Origin of the sequence: Terribacillus sp. AE2B 122 (genome assembly GCF_902497585.1) — a bacterium.
Lineage (GTDB): Bacteria > Bacillota > Bacilli > Bacillales > Amphibacillaceae > Terribacillus > Terribacillus saccharophilus_A.
This window is the reverse complement of record NZ_LR700942.1, coordinates 470,977-490,993: the sequence shown is the minus strand read 5'-3', so window position 1 is coordinate 490,993 and position 20,017 is coordinate 470,977. Positions and strand designations below refer to the sequence as shown.

24 protein-coding genes are annotated in these 20,017 nt (G+C 44.4%); 5 read left to right on the top strand and 19 right to left on the bottom strand.

The features are described 5' to 3' along the window. The 12 genes from AE2B122_RS02535 to AE2B122_RS02480 all read right to left on the bottom strand — a co-directional run. A partial coding sequence (locus AE2B122_RS02535) for a sigma-70 family RNA polymerase sigma factor (RefSeq protein WP_254593394.1) occupies positions 1–572 on the bottom strand: 572 nt, incomplete at its 3' end. A gap of 9 nt (positions 573–581) precedes the next feature. Continuing rightward, positions 582–1,025, bottom strand: coding sequence for an anti-sigma F factor (spoIIAB, locus tag AE2B122_RS02530; RefSeq protein ID WP_095217965.1), 444 nt, complete (start codon positions 1,023–1,025; stop codon positions 582–584). Beyond that, a complete protein-coding gene (gene spoIIAA / locus AE2B122_RS02525; protein ID WP_095217966.1) occupies positions 1,022–1,378 on the bottom strand; it encodes an anti-sigma F factor antagonist in 357 nt (118 codons plus the stop codon). The genes spoIIAB and spoIIAA overlap by 4 nt, the downstream gene beginning before the upstream one ends. A gap of 99 nt (positions 1,379–1,477) precedes the next feature. After that, a complete protein-coding gene (locus tag AE2B122_RS02520) occupies positions 1,478–2,638 on the bottom strand; it encodes a D-alanyl-D-alanine carboxypeptidase family protein (RefSeq protein WP_095217967.1) in 1,161 nt (386 codons plus the stop codon). A 107-nt stretch (positions 2,639–2,745) separates the two neighbouring features. Further along, entirely contained in the window at positions 2,746–4,047 is a 1,302-nt protein-coding gene (locus AE2B122_RS02515) for a pyrimidine-nucleoside phosphorylase (RefSeq protein WP_175073006.1), read from the bottom strand. 15 nt (positions 4,048–4,062) lie between these two features. Further along, complete coding sequence (locus AE2B122_RS02510; protein WP_175073005.1) at positions 4,063–4,887, bottom strand: purine-nucleoside phosphorylase; 825 nt, start codon at positions 4,885–4,887, stop codon at positions 4,063–4,065. Positions 4,888–4,889: 2 nt separating this feature from the next. Continuing rightward, positions 4,890–6,077: a phosphopentomutase gene (gene deoB / locus AE2B122_RS02505; protein WP_175073004.1), complete on the bottom strand. Its 1,188-nt coding sequence runs from the start codon at positions 6,075–6,077 to the stop codon at positions 4,890–4,892. A 24-nt stretch (positions 6,078–6,101) separates the two neighbouring features. Further along, entirely contained in the window at positions 6,102–6,986 is an 885-nt protein-coding gene (gene xerD / locus AE2B122_RS02500) for a site-specific tyrosine recombinase XerD (protein WP_175073003.1), read from the bottom strand. A 5-nt stretch (positions 6,987–6,991) separates the two neighbouring features. Beyond that, entirely contained in the window at positions 6,992–7,201 is a 210-nt protein-coding gene (locus tag AE2B122_RS02495) for a DUF4227 family protein (protein ID WP_038561065.1), read from the bottom strand. Positions 7,202–7,361: 160 nt separating this feature from the next. Further along, on the bottom strand, positions 7,362–7,853 hold the full coding sequence (locus tag AE2B122_RS02490; protein ID WP_051748136.1) for a Fur family transcriptional regulator: 492 nt from the start codon (positions 7,851–7,853) through the stop codon (positions 7,362–7,364). A gap of 108 nt (positions 7,854–7,961) precedes the next feature. After that, the gene (gene spoIIM, locus AE2B122_RS02485) at positions 7,962–8,597 is read right to left on the bottom strand and encodes a stage II sporulation protein M (RefSeq protein WP_175073002.1); all 636 of its coding nucleotides are present in this window, start codon (positions 8,595–8,597) and stop codon (positions 7,962–7,964) included. A gap of 66 nt (positions 8,598–8,663) precedes the next feature. Beyond that, on the bottom strand, positions 8,664–9,212 hold the full coding sequence (locus AE2B122_RS02480; RefSeq protein WP_095217972.1) for an NUDIX domain-containing protein: 549 nt from the start codon (positions 9,210–9,212) through the stop codon (positions 8,664–8,666). Positions 9,213–9,337: 125 nt separating this feature from the next. Between AE2B122_RS02480 and AE2B122_RS02475 the strand changes: the two genes are divergently transcribed. Continuing rightward, entirely contained in the window at positions 9,338–10,258 is a 921-nt protein-coding gene (locus tag AE2B122_RS02475) for an aldo/keto reductase (protein WP_175073001.1), read from the top strand. Positions 10,259–10,271: 13 nt separating this feature from the next. On the opposite strand, the gene AE2B122_RS02470 is transcribed toward AE2B122_RS02475, so the two are convergent. From AE2B122_RS02470 to AE2B122_RS02460, 3 genes are read right to left on the bottom strand one after another with little or no spacing between them, the layout of a single operon-like run. After that, the gene (locus tag AE2B122_RS02470; RefSeq protein ID WP_175073000.1) at positions 10,272–10,640 is read right to left on the bottom strand and encodes an iron-sulfur cluster biosynthesis family protein; all 369 of its coding nucleotides are present in this window, start codon (positions 10,638–10,640) and stop codon (positions 10,272–10,274) included. A gap of 14 nt (positions 10,641–10,654) precedes the next feature. Further along, on the bottom strand, positions 10,655–11,443 hold the full coding sequence (locus AE2B122_RS02465) for an SDR family oxidoreductase (RefSeq protein WP_175072999.1): 789 nt from the start codon (positions 11,441–11,443) through the stop codon (positions 10,655–10,657). 39 nt (positions 11,444–11,482) lie between these two features. After that, positions 11,483–13,102, bottom strand: coding sequence for a M20/M25/M40 family metallo-hydrolase (locus AE2B122_RS02460; RefSeq protein ID WP_175072998.1), 1,620 nt, complete (start codon positions 13,100–13,102; stop codon positions 11,483–11,485). A gap of 79 nt (positions 13,103–13,181) precedes the next feature. Here AE2B122_RS02460 and AE2B122_RS02455 point away from each other — a divergent pair, with 79 nt between their 5' ends. The 3 genes from AE2B122_RS02455 to rnz are packed head-to-tail and all read left to right on the top strand — an operon-like array spanning position 13,182 to position 15,919. Beyond that, positions 13,182–13,919, top strand: a complete 738-nt coding sequence (locus AE2B122_RS02455; protein WP_175072997.1) for a glycerophosphodiester phosphodiesterase — start codon at positions 13,182–13,184, stop codon at positions 13,917–13,919. Positions 13,920–13,941: 22 nt separating this feature from the next. Next, a complete protein-coding gene (gene namA, locus AE2B122_RS02450) occupies positions 13,942–14,964 on the top strand; it encodes an NADPH dehydrogenase NamA (protein WP_175072996.1) in 1,023 nt (340 codons plus the stop codon). A 19-nt stretch (positions 14,965–14,983) separates the two neighbouring features. After that, positions 14,984–15,919: a ribonuclease Z gene (rnz, locus tag AE2B122_RS02445; RefSeq protein ID WP_175072995.1), complete on the top strand. Its 936-nt coding sequence runs from the start codon at positions 14,984–14,986 to the stop codon at positions 15,917–15,919. A gap of 9 nt (positions 15,920–15,928) precedes the next feature. Here rnz and AE2B122_RS02440 read toward each other — a convergent pair whose 3' ends face one another. Together AE2B122_RS02440 and AE2B122_RS02435 are read right to left on the bottom strand one after the other, a co-directional pair. Continuing rightward, a complete protein-coding gene (locus tag AE2B122_RS02440; protein ID WP_095268760.1) occupies positions 15,929–17,161 on the bottom strand; it encodes a DNA polymerase IV in 1,233 nt (410 codons plus the stop codon). A gap of 78 nt (positions 17,162–17,239) precedes the next feature. Then, complete coding sequence (locus tag AE2B122_RS02435; RefSeq protein WP_175072994.1) at positions 17,240–18,367, bottom strand: M20/M25/M40 family metallo-hydrolase; 1,128 nt, start codon at positions 18,365–18,367, stop codon at positions 17,240–17,242. 95 nt (positions 18,368–18,462) lie between these two features. Here AE2B122_RS02435 and prli42 point away from each other — a divergent pair, with 95 nt between their 5' ends. After that, positions 18,463–18,585 carry a stressosome-associated protein Prli42 gene (gene prli42, locus AE2B122_RS19455; RefSeq protein ID WP_170937522.1) on the top strand — a complete coding sequence of 41 codons (123 nt, stop codon included), beginning with the start codon at positions 18,463–18,465 and terminating at the stop codon, positions 18,583–18,585. On the opposite strand, the gene AE2B122_RS02425 is transcribed toward prli42, so the two are convergent. Together AE2B122_RS02425 and AE2B122_RS02420 are read right to left on the bottom strand one after the other, a co-directional pair. Beyond that, positions 18,560–19,099, bottom strand: a complete 540-nt coding sequence (locus AE2B122_RS02425) for a L,D-transpeptidase (protein ID WP_095217982.1) — start codon at positions 19,097–19,099, stop codon at positions 18,560–18,562. The two genes, prli42 and AE2B122_RS02425, sit on opposite strands and share 26 nt — an antisense overlap. Positions 19,100–19,129: 30 nt before the next feature. Beyond that, positions 19,130–20,017: aromatic acid exporter family protein (locus tag AE2B122_RS02420; protein ID WP_254593393.1), on the bottom strand; the 888-nt coding region annotated here is incomplete at its 5' end.

Sequence of the window (20,017 nt, the reverse complement as noted above, 5' to 3'; positions counted from 1 at the left end):
TCGAACCAGTTATCGTCCTGTTCGGCAATCTGGTCCAATAAAGTGATCGGATCTCCATCATTTTCGAAAACTGTCTCATGGATTGAATGAGGCAGCTTGGCAGCCTCTTCCGCGTGGACAATATCCTCCGGTGACAGCTCCAGCTCCTTGGCAATTTCCTGAATTGTCGGCACTCGATTGAGTTCTTTTGTTAATTCTTCTTTTTTCTTTCTTACTTTATTGGCTGTTTCTTTAAGTGAGCGACTGACCTTCAGACTGCCATCGTCGCGGATAAAACGTTGAATCTCCCCGATGATCATCGGTACCGCATATGTGGAAAAGCGGACGTCATATGACAAATCAAATTTATCAATTGACTTAATCAACCCAATACATCCAATCTGGAACAGATCATCAGGATCATAACCGCGATTAATGAAACGCTGGACGACAGACCAGACGAGCCGTACATTTCTTTCGACAAGGATGTCCCTTGCTTCTTTATCACCATTCTGACTTAACTGGATGTATGTTTTCACTTGCTTATCGGTCAATTGTTCTTTTGCCTTCTGCTGTTTCAAATATACATCCATATTTCCCACCTACTGACTCATGGCTTTGCTTCGATTGAACTGCTTATTCATCGTCACTGTTGTGCCTTCGCCTTCCCTTGAATGCACATATACATGATCCATGAAATTCTCCATGATCGTAAAACCCATGCCGGACCGTTCCAAATCAGGCTTTGATGTGTAAAGAGGCTCCATTGCTTCCTCTACATCTGGAATGCCAACACCTTCATCCTGAATGATCAATTCCACTTCATCATCAGACAGTGCACAAATAATTGTGATCATCTGGTCTGGATCTGAATTGTAACCATGGATAATGGAATTGGTTACTGCTTCAGAAACGACTGTTTTGATTTCGGTTAGCTCGTCCATTGTCGGGTCCAGCTGTGAGACGAAGGATGCAACTGTTACACGGGCAAAAGCTTCATTCCTGCTTTGACTCGAAAAGGAAAACCGCATCATATTCGTGTTCATGATAATACCACCCCGAAAGTTTCCAGCGCATAGCGCTCATTTTCTTCAAATCGGATAATCTTGAATAGTCCGGATAACTGGAACAGTCTGTCTACAGCCGGTGTAAGACTGCAGACGACCATTTCCCTTCCTTCTGCTTTTAGTTCTTTATATCTGCCAAGAATGACACCTAGTCCAGAGCTATCCATAAATGAAAGAGATTCCAGATTCAGAACCATATGTTTGATGCCAGGCTGCTGCAGGGCAAGCTGCCAGCTTTCTTTTAAATCGCTCGCTGTATGATGATCGAGCTCCCCGTTCAGACGTGCCAGCAAAATGGTTTCCTTCAATTCATAATCAACTGTCAACCCCATAGATTTTCTCCTCCCTTATCTGCTTATAGATTTCTGCAGAAAAAGGCGAATACCTTTCGAGTGACAAAAATAGAAAAAACTCGCACGTCTTAGTCAGAATCAGCGAAATTTCACCACATCGTCAAAGCTGCGTTTGATCAGCAGCCAATAGCTTGCTTTTGGAACGTCTTCTTTCATGATGAGCGGCGTTGAAGAAACATGTTTACCATCGGCTTTCACTTCAAGCACACCTACTTGTTCCCCTGCTTTTAGCGGAAGGGAGAGCTCTGGTTTATAGACGATTTCCGTCGACAATTCCCCAAGCTTTTCCCCTTTTTTGACAAGCAGCGACACTGGTGTGCTAGTCACTACTGGTACATCTTTATTGCGAGCCTTCAGCATATCAAGCTTGGCCACGGTCTGGTCCTGTTTATAAAGCTGCTTTATCGTATACTGGTTGAAACCATAATCGAGCAGCTGGGAAACTTCATTATTCCGCTGCTTAGGTGTCTCAGCGCCCATTACGACTGCTATAACCCGCATTCCATCTTTCTTGGCAGTAGCCGTGAGGCAATATCTTGCTTCTTTCGTAAATCCGGTTTTCAAGCCATCAACACCAGGATAAAACTTTACTAGCTTATTCGTATTGACAAGCCAGAATGGATCGTCGGTGTCCTTGCGCAGATAATCTTCATAAATACTTGTAAATTCAGTGATTTCTTCATGCTCAAGCAATGCTCTGGCCATCATCGCCATATCTTTAGCCGTCGAATAATGATCTTTAGCAGGAAGGCCGGTAACATTTTGGAACTTTGTATGAGTCAGGCCGAGTTCTCTTGCTTTCTCGTTCATTTTTTGGACGAATCCATCTTCGGTACCTGCAATCTTCTCAGCCAGTGCTACACTAGCATCGTTACCTGATGCAACAGCGACACCTTTAAGGAGATCTTTCACTGTCATTTCTTCTCCAGGTTCAAGGAAGATTTGTGATCCGCCCATGCTTGCTGCATACTCACTTGCTCTGACTTTTTCATCATATCGCAGCTTACCAGCTTCGATTTCTTCCATAATGAGTAGCATCGTCATGATTTTTGTCATACTGGCTGGCGGAAGCTGCTCCTCCATATTCTCTCCTGCCAGGACACGACCGGTATCACGTTCGATTAAAATAGTTGATTTAGCTGTCTTTTCTTCTTGTTTCGCAGCAAAAGTCTGTGGCGGGAGTGCCATAAGACTAATAACGAAAGCGATCAGCAAACTTAATAGACTCATTTTTTTCATTTAAGGTTCCTCCGTTTACGGTAATACAGTTAGAATCTCCCAAATGAAATGATTTATTAATATTTTGCACACAAAAAAAAGCAGCCCTTAAAAAGGACTGCTTAACATTAGGAAATGACGTCGTATATCAGTTCCATTTTTTTAGGCTGAGCTGTATCGATTGTATATGAAGCTAAAACTTTAGTCACGGAATCCACAGCTTGTGCATCACGTGCGTGCAAAATCGCAATTGTTTCGCCTTGTTCTACAGCATCTCCCTGCTTTTTCTTCAAGGTGATACCAACAGCATGATCGATGTCATCATCTTTTGTCGCACGACCTGCACCTAAATACATAGCTGCCGTTCCAATTCCTTCCGCATCAATGCTGTGAACGAAGCCAGCAACAGGTGCTTTTACTTCAATATGATAATCCGCTTGTGGTAATAGTTCCGGGTTATCGACAAGCGCCGTATCGCCGCCCTGAGCGCCGATGAACGTACGGAAAGCTGCCAATGCAGTTCCGTTATCCAAGCATGCTTCCAGATGCGCACGGGCTTCCTCGTAGCTTGAGAACTTATCTGCTAAAAGTGCCATATGAGCTGCCAATTCAACGGAAATTTCACGTAAATCTGTTATCTTCTCACCACTTAAGACTTGGATTGCTTCTTTCACTTCGTTGCTATTTCCAACCTCAAATCCCAGCGGCTGGTTCATGTCCGTGATGACAGCAACCGTCTGACGGCCGAGATTCTTTCCGATTTCAACCATTGTTTCTGCCAATTTCTTGGACTCATCCAATGATTTCATGAAAGCACCAGAACCTGTTTTCACGTCAAGTACGATCGCTTCCGCACCAGACGCCAGTTTTTTGCTCATGATAGAGCTTGCGATGAGTGGAATTGTGTTAACCGTACCTGTAACATCACGCAGCGCATATAGCTTTTTATCTGCTGGTGCCAGGTTACCGGTCTGACCAGCTACTGCAAGTTTATTTTCATTCACCAATCCCATGAATTGCTCGCGGCTCAAATCAATGGAGAAGCCCTTGAAGGATTCAAGTTTATCCAATGTTCCGCCAGTGTGACCAAGACCGCGGCCAGACATCTTCGCAACTGGAATTCCGATAGCAGCGACAAGCGGTCCTGTAATCAAAGTGATTTTATCTCCTACACCGCCAGTGCTATGTTTATCGACTTTTTTACCTTCGATGCTGCTAAGATCAAATGTTTCGCCAGAGTTGGCCATCTCTTCTGTCAGCCAAGCTGTTTCTTCTTCTGTCATGCCATTGAAATAGACTGTCATTAAGAAGGCAGAAGCCTGATAATCAGGGATATCCCCTTTTGTATAACCATGGACGAAAAAGGCTACCTCTTCTTTGGAGAGCGTACCGCCATCTCTTTTTTTTGTAATTAAATCAACCATTCTCATATTCGTTCACCTGCTTTATTTTATTGGAAGCTGCTTAACAATTTCTTTTACGAAACGCAGGAAATCTTCCCTAACTTGACCCGTTGTCTCCATCACTTCATCATGCGTAAGCGGCTGGTCAAGGATACCAGCTGCCATATTGGAGATACAAGAAATACCCAGAACTTCCATTTTGGCATGACTGGCAACGATCACTTCCGGAACTGTAGACATACCGACTGCATCTCCGCCCCAAACTCGAAGCATCCGCACTTCAGCACCTGTTTCATAAGATGGACCTGTATTACCGACATAAACGCCTTCCTTCACTCCAAGTCCGATTCTAGCGGCCACTTCACGCGCATAGCCTAGAAGCTCTTTGCTGTAGACAGAAGACATGTCCGGGAAACGCGCTCCCAGCTCTTCATCATTTGGTCCGATAAGCGGATTTGTACCCATATTGTTGATATGATCTGTGATCAGCATCAAGTCGCCTGGTTCGAAGCTTTCGTTAATTCCACCTGCTGCATTCGTAACAATCAATGATTGAACACCTAAAGATTTCATTACACGGACAGGTAAAGTCACGAGATCCATCGGATATCCTTCATAGAAATGGAACCGGCCTTGCATAGCTATTACATCTTGTCCTTCCAGCTTTCCGATGACAAGCTGGCCTTTATGTCCGCTGACTGTCGAAACTGGGAAGCCCGGAATATCTCCATAAGGTACGACTGTTGTTTCTGTAATCTCATCAGCCAGTACTCCAAGTCCAGATCCTAAAATTAGGCCAATCTTTGGTGTGCTAGTCAGTTTCTCTTTTATATAATCTGCTGCCTGTTTGATTGCTTCTGCCTGCATGTTCATTTCCCCTTCTTCTTCAACGCTTGTAAAAAGCTTGTTCCGTGCTCTGGCATTTCGATACCGAAGTTATCTGCAATCGTCGCAGCGATATCTGCAAATGTATTGCGCAATTCCAGTTCCTCTCCTTGATCGGTACCAGTATGGTAAACAATCAATGGCACATATTCACGTGTATGGTCTGTCCCAGGCGCAACAGGGTCATTACCATGATCAGCTGTAATAATAAGCAAATCGTCTTCTTTCAGTTTATCAAGTACTTCTGGAAGCCGTTTATCATAATCCTCCAGCGCCTGTGCATAGCCCTCCGGATCGCGGCGATGACCGTATTTCGCATCAAAATCGACCAAGTTAAGGAAGCTGATGCCCGTAAAATCATCATCCATACTTTCTACAATCTTCGTCATACCATCGTCATTGTCCTTCGTACGAACAGACTTTGTCACACCTTCACCATCGTAAATATCGGAAATCTTTCCTAGAGCGATGACATCAAAGTTCGCATCCTGCAAGCTATTCATGGTCGTTCTGCCGAAAGGCTTCAATGCATAGTCATGGCGGTTCGAAGTACGTTCAAAAGCACCTGGTTTACCAACGAATGGACGAGCGATGATACGTCCTACCATATAAGGATCATCCAATGTCATCTCACGTGCGATTTCACAAATTTTGTACAGCTCATCAAGCGGGATGATATCTTCATGGGCAGCAATTTGTAAAACAGAATCTGCAGATGTATAAACAATCATATCTCCAGTTTTCATATGCTGTTCTCCGAGTTCATCCAGGATCTCTGTACCGGAAGCTGGTTTATTACCGATAATACCTCGTCCAGTCCGCTGCTTCAGTTCATCAAGCAATGCATCTGGAAAACCATCCGGGAACGTGCGGAAAGGCTGATCGATACGCAGGCCCATGATTTCCCAGTGCCCAGTCATTGTATCTTTGCCATTAGATGCTTCCTCCATTTTTGTGTAAAACGCTTTTGGCTGTTTGGCAGCCTGTATACCTTCTACTTCTCGGATGTTACCAAGGCCAAGTGCCGCCATATTAGGCATTTGCAAACCGCCGCGGTGAGAAGCGATGTGACCGAGTGTATCTGCTCCTTTATCACCGAAAGTTTCTGCATCCGGTGCTTCTCCAATACCGACAGAATCCATTACTATAAGAAATACGCGTTTGAAATCCAAGTGAAAGCCTCCTAATTTAAATCTTTAAGCCCGAGGATGATGTGTTTTATAAATATCCTTCAGTCTTGTTTTCGTCACATGCGTGTAAATCTGTGTCGTACTAATATCTGCGTGACCGAGCATTTCCTGAACAGCACGCAAATCAGCCCCATTCTCCAACAAATGCGTTGCAAATGAATGACGCAGTGTGTGAGGGGTGATTTCTTTCTGAATCCCGGCATCCCGAGCTATCTGTTTCAACACCTTCCAGAATCCTTGTCGAGATAAAGGATTTCCATGATGATTCACAAACAGAATGTCGCTTGCTTTGGATTTTAGCAAGACCTTACGGGACCGGTTCAAATATTCCTCCAGCCTCGCCTTTGCCATATCTCCTAGCGGAACGATCCGTTCCTTCGATCCTTTCCCGAAACAGCGGACAAAGCCCATTTCCAGATGAAGATCATCCAGTTCCAATGCCAAGAGCTCAGAAACACGCAAACCTGTTGCGTATAGTGTTTCCAGCATCGCGCGATTCCGAATCGTCAATGTATCAGTTCCTGGACATGTGAGCAGCTTGTCCACTTCATCAGAAGAAAGGATCTTCGGCAGCTTGCGTTCTTTCTTAGGTGTATCGATATGTATGCTCGGATCTTCCTTTAGTCCGTATTCGCGCAGCAAAAACTGATGGAAGAGTCTGATGCTGGATAATGTCCGTGCTATCGTCGCAGCTGATTTCCCATCATCATGCAGCCAGCGCAAATAGGCAGTCAGTTTGGCTCGAGTCACGTGTGCCCACTCTTGCACTTCATTTTCCTGAAGATATCTTGCATATGTACGCAGATCTCGGGCGTAGGATTGCAGTGTGTTCTCCGAAAGACCCCGTTCGATCTGCAAATAATGGATAAAGTCATCCAGTGCTTCCTGCATGTATCCTACTCTCCTAACCGGAAGAATAACGTCATCCTATCCACTAGACTTTCCTGCTCCATTGCTGCAACTTTCACTGCATTTCCCTCTGGAGGGTCATAGCGGTGATAGCTCTCATATTCACTATGGATGAACCGTAATCCAAAATAGAAGAATGTGGAGCAAGCTACAAATACGAGCAGAAGTTTACAGGTGTCGAAGATGAATCGCTTCATGTATACGTCCCCTTTCTCTGGCTTGTCTTTGTAACAGACTATGCCAAAGAAGGCGGAATTTATACGTACAGGATAACGTTACCTCATTCCTCTTGTTTTGTAAATTGGTTAGTGAAACGAAAGAAAGCCTTTTCCATCTACTTGGAAAGGCTTTATCTGCTTATGATGTTCGGTTCACTTGCACAGTGGCTGCTTCGAGCTCTTCTTCCTTCTCACTAGCCTGACAGACACGGCAGATACCATGGAATGTAAGGCGGTGATCCTTTACCTTGAATCCCCAGTCACTTTGGACGATCTTCTCGACGTCCTCTAGAAGGTCTTCATCAATTTCCTCGACGGATCCGCATTCCATGCAGACAAGGTGGTGATGGAAGTGCGTTGCCCCTTCTTTGCGAAGGTCATAGCGGGAAACGCCGTCCCCGAAGTTTATTTTATCAACAATTTTCAATTCTGATAATAATTCCAGTGTACGGTATACAGTAGCCAAACCGATTTCCGGTGCTTTTTCCTTTACGAGGAGGTAGACGTCTTCAGCGCTTAAATGGTCCTCTTCTCGCTCCAGCAGCACACGTACCGTTGCTTCCCGCTGCGGTGTCAGCTTGTAGCTCTGCGCATGTAATTGCTTCTTTATGCGTTCAATGCGGTGTTCCAAGTGAATTCCTCCCTCGTAATCCCACACTTATTATATACTGATTGCGAAAAAGGTGTCAAATTATAATTATTATAAACAGCTAATTATAATCATTCTTAATAGATTATCTCACATCAAATCATTTACAAGCATTGACAGAAGCGGATTCGCAAGAAAAGTTTCAATGATAGACGCAGCAGCCGAACCTGCAATAAGCACCAGAAAAATGGTACTGTATTGGAAAAAGTATCGCCTTAATGATAATGGAGATCGCTTGGCGATAAGCTTACGCAAAAGTGTAACAGAAAACAGCATCGCGCTAGTGCCAGCAATAAGATATAGCGGGATGACGACTAGATTCTGCGGAGCAACAGCTGCTGCTGCAAGCGTAAGGCCTTTCCAGCCGAGCTGATTGACAAGGAATCCAACACTGAACCCCATCATGAGCCCTTTGCTGAACAGCAGCATCCAGATGATCGGTATGCCGATGATAGAAAGTCCGAGCACATACAGAAAGAGCAGAAACTTGAGGTGAGCAAGAAAACTTGATTGGAGAATCTCCTGCTTGCTGATCACCTGTCCTTGCTGAAGCTGTGCAAAAAACCGTTCCAGATAATAAAACAAATCTTCCTTTTGCGTAAAGTTCATGCTGTTAACAACAATCGCCCCGAATATGATTCCGATTAGAAATAAAACAAGCATGAACAAGTAGCTTGTAGCATGCTGCTTTAAATGATGAAAAAGAATAAACTCCCGCTGTTTCATCTTATCTGCCTCCGTATTCTAGTCTAGTTACTAGAATCTATGACGGAAGCCTGTCTGATAGAACTGTTACTTGTTAACGTGTTTCAATCGTAGATGAAGCAGGGCATACATTGTTTTCGCATCATGAATTCGTTCTTCTTTTACAAGCTCTTCCGCTTCTTCCAGAGTCAGTTCCATCAACTCGACAAATTCATCCTCATCACCGACTACCTTTTGAGTAAGGAGTTCGATATCATCTGCTTCGTATACATGAAGTAATTCATCTGCAAAGCCTGGAGATGTATAGAATGATCCAAGCTTTTTCAATTTTTTAGTTGTATAGCCTGTCTCTTCCTCAAGCTCCCTTACAGCCGTCACTTCTGGTTCTTCACCAGGCTCAAGCTTGCCTGCCGGGATTTCAATTATCGATTTTTCCAGTGCTTTTCGGTATTGCTCAACAAAAATTATTTTCCCTTCTTTTGTTATCGGGATGATAGCTACTGCACCAGGATGTTTGATTAGTTCCCGTTTAGAAGTCTTTCCATCTGGTAAAGAAACAGTATCTACTCTTAAAGAGATAACTTTACCTTCATAAATGGAGGATGTATCGATTGTTTTTTCTTCAAATTTCTTCATTATGTACACTCCTTTATATCGCTTCTTTCATCTTACCACAGCTTGTCCGGGACACATAAGTTGTCTGCTGATCTGCTTACGCTTACACTGAACACGTAGGATAAAAAGAAAGGTGGGACCTTACGATGCAGAAAAGACGAGTAGGTACTTCTGATCTTCAAGTTTCTGAAATATCTTTTGGGACAATGAGTATCGGTACTGACGAGCAGCAAGGAATCCGGCTGCTTCACGAAGCACAGGATCTAGGTATCAATTACTTCGACACAGCAGATTTATATGATCAAGGTAAAAATGAAGAGATTGTCGGAAAAGCATTCAAAGGCAGAAGAGACAAAGTCATTCTTGCCAGCAAAGTCGGGAACCGGCTAGATCCTGGAGGAGAGTCATGGCATTGGGATGCGAGTAAGGAATATATTGTGTCACAGATTAAAGAAAGCCTCCGCAGACTGCAAACTGATTACTTGGATCTCTACCAGCTTCACGGAGGAACGATGGACGACAATATTGACGAGACGATCGATGCATTCGAAACGTTGAAAAAAGAAGGCCTGATCCGTTATTACGGTATTTCCTCCATCCGTCCGAATGTCATCCGTGAATATGTGAAGCGTTCGAATATCGTCAGTGTTATGATGCAATACAGCTTACTGGACAGACGACCAGAAGAGAAAGTACTCGATTATTTGACAGATAACAATATCAGTGTATTTGCACGCGGCAGTGTTGCCAAAGGGATGCTGAGTGACAAAGCCAGCGAGAAGGTAAAACAAAAAGGTGCAGATGGCTATCTGACTCACACCTACGAGGAACTGCTGGCTGCCAGTGAAAAACTGAGTGTACTGGCTGAGCAGGAACAAACTTCCGTCACCTCGTTAACTGTACGTTATGTGCTGCAGCACCCCGCTTTGGCCAGTGCTGTTATGGGAGCAAGTTCTTTGGAGCAGGTAAAGCAGAATGCCAAACTCCCTACTGAAAGGCTGCCTGATGCAATGTACGAAAAGCTTCAGCAATTCACTCGGCAAATCACTTATACCAGCCATCGATAATACAAATTAGAAGCTAGCAGGAATCTCCCCTGCTAGCTTCTGTTTTTTTCTCTATGAAATCCGTTTGAGTCAGGTGTGTTTGCGGAATCAGTGCGTTCAAGTAGCCTTCCTTACTGGATAAACGAAATACATTATTACTGAAATCGAGCTTCACTTCCTCGGCAAAAAATACTTCCTGCTGCTGGTCTATCAATGCGGGTATCGCTTCACTCTCAACATCGATATCATGCGCTCGCGGTTCTTCTGCAAGACGGACTGTCGGGATGCCATTCACCTTACAGCCGATTCCTACTGTATCGTAAAATAAAACCAGATAACGATGAGTCTCATCTTGTAATGCTTGTATTTTTTCTAGAGCTGTTTCTGTAACCGTCAATTTCATATTTTCTTCCTCCTTCATTTCTTATTGAACTGTTTGCCGAGCAGTATTTCCGCCAGACCCGGCATTAGCTGATACACCTTGCTGCCTATTCCCATCCAGCTAGGAAGGTTGATTTCACGCTTGTTCTTCCCGATGCTAGAAATGATTTTACGGGCCACTTTATCAGGCTGCAGCATATAGCGAGCACTCGCCTCACGATATCGTCCGCTCGGGTCAGCTGTGTCAAAAAAGTTTGTGTCCATCGGTCCAAGATTTACCGTTGTAACATGAACCCCGTATGGCTTCAGCTCCTGGCGCAGTCCATTACTGAAGCCGATAATGCTGTGTTTACTTGCGCCGTAAACTGCCGCTTTAGGCGTGGCTACTTTACCAGCCATCGAACCAATCATAATTACATGTCCTGTACCCTGCTTCAGCATAACTGGAAGTATTGCTGCTGAAGCTTCCATTGCTGCCAAGGAATTAACTCGCATGGTCGTTTCTATTTGTGTTGGGTCTGTATCGGTGAAAAGACAGAAATAACCGACGCCCGCATTATTGATCAATACATCAATACGCTGATTTTCCCTAACGATCTGCTGCAAGACCGTTTGCCATTCATTGGCGTTATTCAGATCTGCCTTGTATAACGTTACATTCGTCTGGAATCGTTCATTAAGCTCATCTGCTATCTGCTTCAGCTTATCCTCAGATCTTGCTACGAGCAGCAATTGATAGCCAGCTGCTGCTGCTTCAACGGCAAGTTCTCTTCCAAGTCCACTTGAAGCTCCGGTAATCAATAGGCTTTTCTTGTTTGCTTCCATATGCTGTACCTCTTTCTGTTTACCCATCTTTCAATATGATTATGTACGGAATGCAAACCGAATGGCACGTTCCATCAAGTCTGGCAGCTTGCCAAAACTATAATTCACTTCCAGACGCTCTGTCCACTGATGTGCATCTTTACCGTAAGGTCCCAGATGCAAAACTGGCATTTGCAACCCTTTCATCAGGTCAGCCGGCAGCGTGAATCCTTTTTGCTGCAATGGCATATTCAATATCAGATCCTGTATCGCCGTTCCTGAAGTTGGCTTTCCAATGAAGCTGGAATCAGATAGACCAGGGAAAAACTGTACTTCTGTCAATTCTGTAGAAAACCTAACTTTTGCATCAGATTGAATATCAGCAATCAAATTCTGTATATAAGCATCCTTCTTAGATGAGACGGCAGGATAAAATGGCGGGCTGTAAAAAAGAACAATAACAGGAGCTAGATCATGACACATGCTCACCAGTTCTTTGACAAGCTTAGTCGAAAAATCACGGTCCCCTTCCTTCCGAGTCGTTACGAGCCGGTTTTGCCTTCTTTCCACTTCTGTCTTACCAAACCGTTTAACAGCATGCGCATAAAGTTCCTCATAAAACATAGTCTTAATTTTGAAAGCTATTGGCTGAAAAGTATTCGATTTTGCCGCAGAAAGACTGGCTTTTTGCTGATAATGTCTTTCTATCTTCCTAGCAGCTCTCTCCATTGCTTGCTTTAATTTCGTATTTATCTCTTGAATGGATTGTTCCAAAAACAGCACATTGTACATCGTCACAGCAGATACAGGAGTCTGCACAGAATATGCCTCTTTCAGATCACGCAGCATTAAGCTTACCGGCGGCGGAGTCACTTCCCCGTCCACTTCTTCAATGAAGGACTCCTGCAGCTCCAATTCCTGTGACAGATAACTGATCATCAGGTTAGCATTCAGTCCGCCAAAGGGCTCACCCACATGTGTTTCCTTGCCATAGCAAAAGAATCCTGGGAGTACTTTGCCGATAGAACCGCTATACATATAATTACCTGTATCACCTGGGTATTTGCTGAACACGGGTTCTCCGTTCATGCATAATTTATATACCAGCTCCTCAGTGGATTGCAGCTGCTGGAGCACTTCGAGTGCTCGCAACATACCGGCAGAATTCACCTCTTCATCCGGTACTGTCAACAATAGGATATTTCCGTCAAAACTATCATCCATTGCACGTTCTAACATGGAAAGATGGATTGCCAGCCCAGCCTTCATATCCATCGTCCCTCTGCCAAAAAGCCATTCACCTTGCTGAATTTCGTTTTTAATATACGCTGGCAGTTCTACTTCATCATTCAAATAAGCCGCAGTCAAATCATGCACCTTAGTAGCTAGATGCTGAAACGTGCCAAAGTCCTCCGTTCCAACGACATCAAAGTGACTGAGCAGGATGATAGTATCTTTTTTGTCAGATTTCTTTACTAGTGCCGTTAAAAGCTGACGGCCGTCCTTCAACGGATGAAGCTGCAAGTGATTCGGATGCTGCTGGAAGTAATGCTTTTGTTCCAGAAGGGCATGAACATGCTCCGGAAAACGGATCTCTTCGGGAGAACCTGTAATACTCTCGATTTCGACAAGCTCTGCCAGTAATGCAACTAATTCTTCCTTCGATTGCCATTGTTTCATACATGCACGTCCTTTCAAATTGACTTTTGCCAGTTTTTCTCGCACAATTCAACTATACGTCCAAGTTCGGGGTGAAACCATGTCTACCAAAATCTTTGCACATCGCGGTGCCAGCAAATATGCACCAGAAAATACGATGGCCGCTTTTCGGCTGGCGGAACTGATGCAGGCTGACGGCATCGAAACCGATGTGCAGCTGACGAAAGACCAAGTACCTGTCATCATTCATGATGAAACAATCAATCGCACGACGAACAAACGTGGATTGGTTCGAAATCTTACATATGAAGAACTGCGCCAAACAGATGCCGGTGCCTGGTTCTCTCGTGACTATGCCGGTGAGAAGATCATTTCATTGGATGTGTTTCTGCAATGGATCAAAAAGACTCCTATGCTTCTCAACCTGGAGCTGAAGACAAATAAGTTTCCGTACCCTGGTATCGAGAAAATCGTCTTACAGTGCCTCACCTACCATGGGATGAAAGATAGGACGACCATATCAAGCTTTAACACAGATACTATTCGTCGTATTTCTGCACTGGATAACGAAATAGATACAGGCTTCCTTACATCAAGACGGCCGCGTCAGCTTTTCTCCTTGATGGAAGAGATAGGAGCGAAAGCCTTACACCCGAAATATCGCTTGCTGAATAAGAAACTTATTCAGGAATGCTTGCAGCATCAGGTGCCTATTCGGGTATATACAGTCAACCAGCCAGTTTATATACTGCGTGCTCTTGAAGCGAATTGTGATGTTATCATCTCGGATGTGCCAGATCGGGCACTCGAATTGCAAAAGGGCTATATCACTAGTTAATCAAACAATCGGAGGTCCTACAATGGCTACACCTAAATTATTTCAGCCTATCACATACAAAAACCGTACCTTTAAAAATCGCATTGTCGTCTCCCCGATGTGTATGTACAGCGTCGAAGAAAAAGATGGCAAAGTCACTCCTTTTCACATCACCCATTATGAAAGCAGGGCGATTGGGCAAGCTGGACTTGTTTTCTTGGAATCTACGGCTGTTACACCAGAAGGAAGAATATCCGATCAAGACCTTGGCATCTGGTCTGATGCTCATATAGAAGGACTTCGTGCCGTCAGCGATAGAATTCAAGCTCATGGCAGCAAAAGCGGTATCCAGCTTGGTCACGCCGGCAGAAAATCAAGAGCAGAAGATCCAATTGTCGCACCAAGTAATTTGCCATGGGATGGTGAATCCATCACACCGGAAGCTTTAACAGAAGATAAGATAAACGAATTGGTCGACGCTTATCGTAAGGCTGCCATCCGTACAAAGGAAGCTGGATTCGATGTAATTGAGATCCATGCTGCTCACGGTTATCTGATCAATCAGTTTCTCTCTCCACTGACAAACAAGCGTATTGATACCTATGGCGGAGCACGTGAAAACCGGTATCGTTTTCTCCGAGAGGTGCTCGATGCAGTCAAGCAGGTTTGGGATGGTCCATTATTCGTCCGTATTTCTGCAGATGAATATGCAGAAGGCGGCAATGGTATAAATGACTTTATCTACTTCAGCATTGAAATGAAACGGCAAGGAGTCGATTTGATCGACTGCAGCACAGGAGGAGTCGTCCCTGAAGGTCCATCCACTGTGTATCCTGGCTATCAAGTGGTTCATGCAGAACGGATACGAAAGCATGCTCTTGTCGATACTGCAGCTGTCGGATTAATTACAAACGGACAAATGGCTGAGGAAATATTGCAAAATGAACGTGCAGACCTTGTCTTTGTCGCACGCGCAATGCTGCGCAACCCATATTGGCCGCTCGAAGCGGCCGAACAGCTGAATTATACATTGGAAGCGCCGGTTATGTATAAACGGGGCTGGTAACTGCAGGAGGCTTTTTATTATGGAACTACATTTTTTAGGTACAGGTGCAGGATTGCCATCAAAAGATCGAAATGTAACGAGCATCTGTCTGTCGATGCCGCAGGAGCGGCAAGCAGTTTGGATGTTTGATTGCGGCGAAGCAACCCAGCATCAGCTGCTTTATTCACCGTTAAAGCCTGGTAAAATTGAAAAAATCTTTATCACTCACTTGCACGGGGATCATATATATGGATTGCCTGGTTTGTTATCGACCCGCTCGTTCCAGCAATCCGATCTGCAACTGGAAATCTACGGACCGCTAGGTATCAAGGAATTTATCGAAGTCTCCTTGCGCGTCAGTGGCAGTAATGTGGCTAGCTCCCTTATCATCCACGAGATTGAACCAGGGCGAATTTTCGAAGATGAAGGCTGGAAAGTCGATGCCATCAAGCTTTCTCACGGCATCCCCTGCCTCGGATATATTGTGGAAGAAAAAGCAGCACAAGGGGAACTTAAAGTGGAGAAGCTCAGACATATGGGGATCTCGCCCGGCCCGATTTATCGTCAAATCAAAAACCAGGAAATTACTGAATTGCCTGATGGGCAGCAAATTAAAAGATCTGATGTTGTCGGCCCGGACAAGCCAGGCAGAAAAATAGCTATTTTAGGTGACACAACCTATCTGCCTGAGCTTAAGGATAATGTGGAAGGCGCTGATATTCTCGTTCATGAGTCAACTTTTTCCGCAGATGAACCAGAAATGGCAAAGGCTTATGGGCATTCTACCGCTTTACAAGCCGCAAGCCTAGCTAGCAATGCAAATGTGAAAAAATTAATCTTAACCCATATCTCAGCACGATATCACCAAGACGAAGCACAGATACTAGCAGATCAAGCACGATCCGTTTTCCCTGAAACAGAACTGGCGGAAGATATGCGTGTCTTCGATATACCAAAAAATAGCAGCGATTCATGAGAATCGCTGCTATTTTTTATAGTCATCAAGAAAATCCTTTTGGAAGCTTGTTCTTATACTATCTGAAGCTGATGAATGTAAAGTTCGGAAAGGATTTTTCCCAAATTTAGCTGTCAGTTGATCGATGGCCTGATATAAGCCCTCTTTTGATGCTTCTTTTTCGTATGTGAACAAATCAAGTTGCTTGCCAACGTCCTTTTTCTCCGCCACATCAAAAACACTGACACCTAACAAACGAATTGGTTCTCCGTTCCAATGCTTCTGCAGCAAGGATTGCGCATGGTTGAACACTTCATTCGCTGATTCCATAAAATGCTGCAACTTCATACTTCGAGTGATTGTTTTACGATCATGGTAACGTATCATAAGCTGTATACCCTTTGCAATCGCTTCTTTCCGGTGCATGCGTTTCTCTACACTTCTAGATAAATCCCTGAGTAGCTTATCCAATTCTTTATCATCGGTTGTATCCTGCGGAAGCGTCTGCGAGCTTCCGATACTTTTGAAACTGTTTACCGCTTCTGGGTCAACCGGTCTGTCATCTAAACCATTGGCTCGATTTGCCAGTCTCTCCCCGTTTATACCGAAGATGCGTTTTAACTGGTATATATCCTTATGAGCTAAGTCACCAATCGTCTTAATACCGAGTGATCGCATTTTCTCTGCAGTTTTTTCACCGACACCGTACATTTCTTCAATCGGAAGCGGCCACAGTAATTCAGGAATATCCCGCTTTCGCAATATTGTGATGCCCAGCGGTTTTTTCATATCTGAGGCCATCTTGGCTAGAAATTTATTCGGAGCGATCCCGATGCTGCAAGGTAAATCCAGCTCCTTCAAGATACGGTCCTGTATTGTTTGGGCAATTTCCAAGGAAGATCCCAGATGAGCATAATCCGTAACATCCATATATCCTTCATCTATGGAAACCGGCTGAATAACTGGCGTCACTTCCTGCAGGATTTTAAACATCTCACTGGAAGCTTTCCGGTACCGTTCAAAGTTCGGGCGCAGCACGAGCAATTCCGGGCATAAGCGCCTCGCTTCCCAAAGCGTCATTGTCGTTCGAACACCCTTTTTCCTCGCTTCATAGCTGCTTGTTACGACGATACCTTTCCGCTCGGCAGGGTTACCGCAGATTGCGAGCGGCTTTCCGCGGAGCGTTGGATCATATGCCATCTCAACCGAAGCATAAAAACTATTCATATCCACATGGAAAATAGCCCTTCCTTTTGGCTGCATGCTGTCCCTCCTCTCAATGCGAACTGTCGTTCTTATTATATCATGTTTGCAAAAGAAATAGGAGGCTAGCGCCTCCTATCAGTTGTTTGCAACTTCACGTATGATTGCTGCAACCAATTCAGCTGTCTTGACGAGCTCTCCTACCGGAATCCGTTCGTTGGTTGTATGAATCTCTTCGTAGCCGACAGAAAGGTTAACAGTCGGAATGCCAAAACCGGCAATTACGTTAGCGTCACTGCCTCCACCACTCTGTGTCAGTTTACTGTCGCGTCCGATTGTTTTTGCTGCTGCGCGGGCGATCTCCACGACCTGGTCGCCAGCTTCCTGCTTATAACCTGGATACATGACTTTTACTTCTACTTCTGCACGGCCGCCCATATCTTCGGCAGTCTGTTCAAAAGCACGTTTCATTTTCTGAACTTGTTCTTCCATCTTACTTGTTTCCAAGGATCTTGCTTCAGCTAGTATTTCGACGTAATCACAAACTATATTTGTCTGTTTACCACCAGCAAAGCTACCGATATTCGCAGTCGTTTCTTCATCAATTCTTCCAAGAGGCATCTTCGAAATTGCTCTTGCTGCTAACGTTATAGCAGAAATCCCCTTTTCAGGTGCCACACCCGCATGTGCAGTCTTTCCATAAATCTTGGCCAGCACCTTTGCTTGCGTTGGAGCTGCCACGACAATGTCACCAACCGGGCCATCGCTGTCAATTGCATACCCGAATGAAGCTGTCAGCAAGGATGGATCTAGTGCCCGGCTTCCGACAAGTCCGGATTCCTCACCAGCTGTGATAATGAACTGCACTGTGCCATGCGGCAATTCCTGCTCCCTATAAACCTTGATAGTTTCAAGGATTGCGGCTAGTCCCGCTTTATCATCCGCACCGAGAATAGTCGTACCGTCGCTCGTAATATATCCATCCTTGATCTGCGGTTTAATTCCTTGTCCAGGCACCACCGTATCCATGTGAGAAGTGAAATAAATTGTTTCAGCTGACTCGACATTTCCTTTCCATGTACAAATCAAATTATTTGCTCCATGGCCGGTTTTCGCCATTGAGTCATCTTCTTTTACTTGCACACCTAGTTCGGTGAACTTTCTTTTCAGCACTTCAGCAATTTCTTTTTCATTTCCTGTTTCTGAATCAACTTGTACTAATTCGAAGAACTCTTCGACTAAACGATCTTCATTCATTTTTATCATAATTATGTACTCCTATTCTACTTATTGGTTTCTCCTTGTCCCCTTACCTGCTTCCCTGTACAATGGACATAAATAGATAAGGGGGGTCCGCTTCAATGGCCAAGCATAACAAAAAAAGATCTAAGCAAAATATTGCCATGAAATTTATGGTTTACTTAATGATATTCACGATGCTTATCTCCACACTCGCAATTACCCTGAGCTATTTTGTCTTTTAGGAGACAAAATAGCTCCATCTTCTATCCCAATTTCCTCAAACGACTTCCAGCCTGTCATGATCCTTACCTTCGTCCCGACGGGCACTTGTTCAAACAATTCTTCGACATCTTCGTTCCGCATCCGTATACAACCTGCTGAGACTCGGCTGCCGATGGACTCCGGTCTGTTCGTTCCATGAATTCCGAAAGTACGTCCTTGCGTATTATTCGCGTTGAAGCCGATCCATCTGCTTCCTAACGGATTGTCTTTGTCACCACCTGCAATCTGTTTACGGGTATAGGCAGGGTACTTTGTTTTGAACAATGTCATAAACAGTCCTTCAGGTGTCGCTTCAGGTGTCTTTCCAGTGGCAACCGGATATATCTTGATAACTTCACCATCATCCAGAAAGGCGAGCTGATTTGTCGTTTTATTGACGATGATAAGCGGTCTTCCCGGCACTGGATTCTCCCCAAACGGCCATAAAGGAGAAAGTATAGACAGACAAGTGAAAGCTACAAGCAGCGTACGCATAAGAACATCTCCTTAAAGGTGATAATGCTCTTATTGTGGCTTCCTCTGTCTATTTCTATGTTGCACATCGCTTTCTTTGAACGATTGTTTCAGTTCCAGGTAGTTTTCCATTTCGTACAATAGCTGTAACAAATGGGCACGCGTTTCGAATTCCTCTCTTGTCTTTGGAAGTGGATCTTCATCGAAGGACTGTCGCAACGACTCGAGTTCTTCCAGGAACAGTACAGCCGTATTACCTGGATGCACTGAATCGGCAAGGCCGGAAAAGAAATGAGCCAGCTGCTCGCACTGCGAATAAGAAGTCTCCGGAAGTCTGCTGATAAGCGGCAGAATCCGTTTCAATATTGCAAATTGCTTCGTTCGCATCTCGAAGTAATCATAATACGGATGCTCTGACCTGAGCACATGATTCTCCACATCCCTGCCGACAAGCTGGTTTGCTTCCTTCAGAACTTTTTCCGTCTGGGTGATTTCTTCCCCTGACCATGACTGGTCGCCTTCTCGAAGATACAGTGCAACCTCTTCTAAGATCTTCGTGAAATTCCGTTCAAGAATAATCTGCTTACGTCGGATCGTAGCATCCAAGCTTGGCATATATAAATTCACTATGAGCGCCACGCCTATCCCGACAGTTATAAGGATAATCTCATTAATTATCAAATCCAGCGTGATATGGTGAGAATTATATAAATGCAAAATGATAACAGCACTTGATACGATTCCTGGCGAGACTCGCAGCATGACAGTAATCGGAATGAAGACAAGCAGCAAGATGCCTATACTAATCGGATGGAAACCAATTGTCTCAAATATCAAAAAAGACAGCACGATTGCCAACAAACAGGCAGCCACTCGATGCCAAGCAGCCAGAAAAGATTTTTTTCTCGTTACTTGAGTACACAAAATCGTCAGGATACC

Excerpts from the sequence above, each read along its gene's own strand:
- spoIIAB (WP_095217965.1), bottom strand. The coding sequence starts at position 1,025 with ATGAACACGAATATGATGCGGTTTTCCTTTTCGAGTCAAAGCAGGAAT.
- spoIIAA (WP_095217966.1), bottom strand. The coding sequence starts at position 1,378 with ATGGGGTTGACAGTTGATTATGAATTGAAGGAAACCATTTTGCTGGCA.
- AE2B122_RS02520 (WP_095217967.1), bottom strand. The coding sequence starts at position 2,638 with ATGAAAAAAATGAGTCTATTAAGTTTGCTGATCGCTTTCGTTATTAGT.
- AE2B122_RS02515 (WP_175073006.1), bottom strand. The coding sequence starts at position 4,047 with ATGAGAATGGTTGATTTAATTACAAAAAAAAGAGATGGCGGTACGCTC.
- AE2B122_RS02510 (WP_175073005.1), bottom strand. The coding sequence starts at position 4,887 with ATGCAGGCAGAAGCAATCAAACAGGCAGCAGATTATATAAAAGAGAAA.
- xerD (WP_175073003.1), bottom strand. The coding sequence starts at position 6,986 with ATGCAGGAAGCACTGGATGACTTTATCCATTATTTGCAGATCGAACGG.
- AE2B122_RS02495 (WP_038561065.1), bottom strand. The coding sequence starts at position 7,201 with ATGAAGCGATTCATCTTCGACACCTGTAAACTTCTGCTCGTATTTGTA.
- spoIIM (WP_175073002.1), bottom strand. The coding sequence starts at position 8,597 with ATGAAACAGCGGGAGTTTATTCTTTTTCATCATTTAAAGCAGCATGCT.
- AE2B122_RS02480 (WP_095217972.1), bottom strand. The coding sequence starts at position 9,212 with ATGAAGAAATTTGAAGAAAAAACAATCGATACATCCTCCATTTATGAA.
- AE2B122_RS02475 (WP_175073001.1), top strand. The coding sequence starts at position 9,338 with ATGCAGAAAAGACGAGTAGGTACTTCTGATCTTCAAGTTTCTGAAATA.
- AE2B122_RS02470 (WP_175073000.1), bottom strand. The coding sequence starts at position 10,640 with ATGAAATTGACGGTTACAGAAACAGCTCTAGAAAAAATACAAGCATTA.
- AE2B122_RS02465 (WP_175072999.1), bottom strand. The coding sequence starts at position 11,443 with ATGGAAGCAAACAAGAAAAGCCTATTGATTACCGGAGCTTCAAGTGGA.
- AE2B122_RS02460 (WP_175072998.1), bottom strand. The coding sequence starts at position 13,102 with ATGAAACAATGGCAATCGAAGGAAGAATTAGTTGCATTACTGGCAGAG.
- AE2B122_RS02455 (WP_175072997.1), top strand. The coding sequence starts at position 13,182 with ATGTCTACCAAAATCTTTGCACATCGCGGTGCCAGCAAATATGCACCA.
- namA (WP_175072996.1), top strand. The coding sequence starts at position 13,942 with ATGGCTACACCTAAATTATTTCAGCCTATCACATACAAAAACCGTACC.
- rnz (WP_175072995.1), top strand. The coding sequence starts at position 14,984 with ATGGAACTACATTTTTTAGGTACAGGTGCAGGATTGCCATCAAAAGAT.
- AE2B122_RS02440 (WP_095268760.1), bottom strand. The coding sequence starts at position 17,161 with ATGCAGCCAAAAGGAAGGGCTATTTTCCATGTGGATATGAATAGTTTT.
- AE2B122_RS02435 (WP_175072994.1), bottom strand. The coding sequence starts at position 18,367 with ATGATAAAAATGAATGAAGATCGTTTAGTCGAAGAGTTCTTCGAATTA.
- prli42 (WP_170937522.1), top strand. The coding sequence starts at position 18,463 with ATGGCCAAGCATAACAAAAAAAGATCTAAGCAAAATATTGCCATGAAA.
- AE2B122_RS02425 (WP_095217982.1), bottom strand. The coding sequence starts at position 19,099 with ATGCGTACGCTGCTTGTAGCTTTCACTTGTCTGTCTATACTTTCTCCT.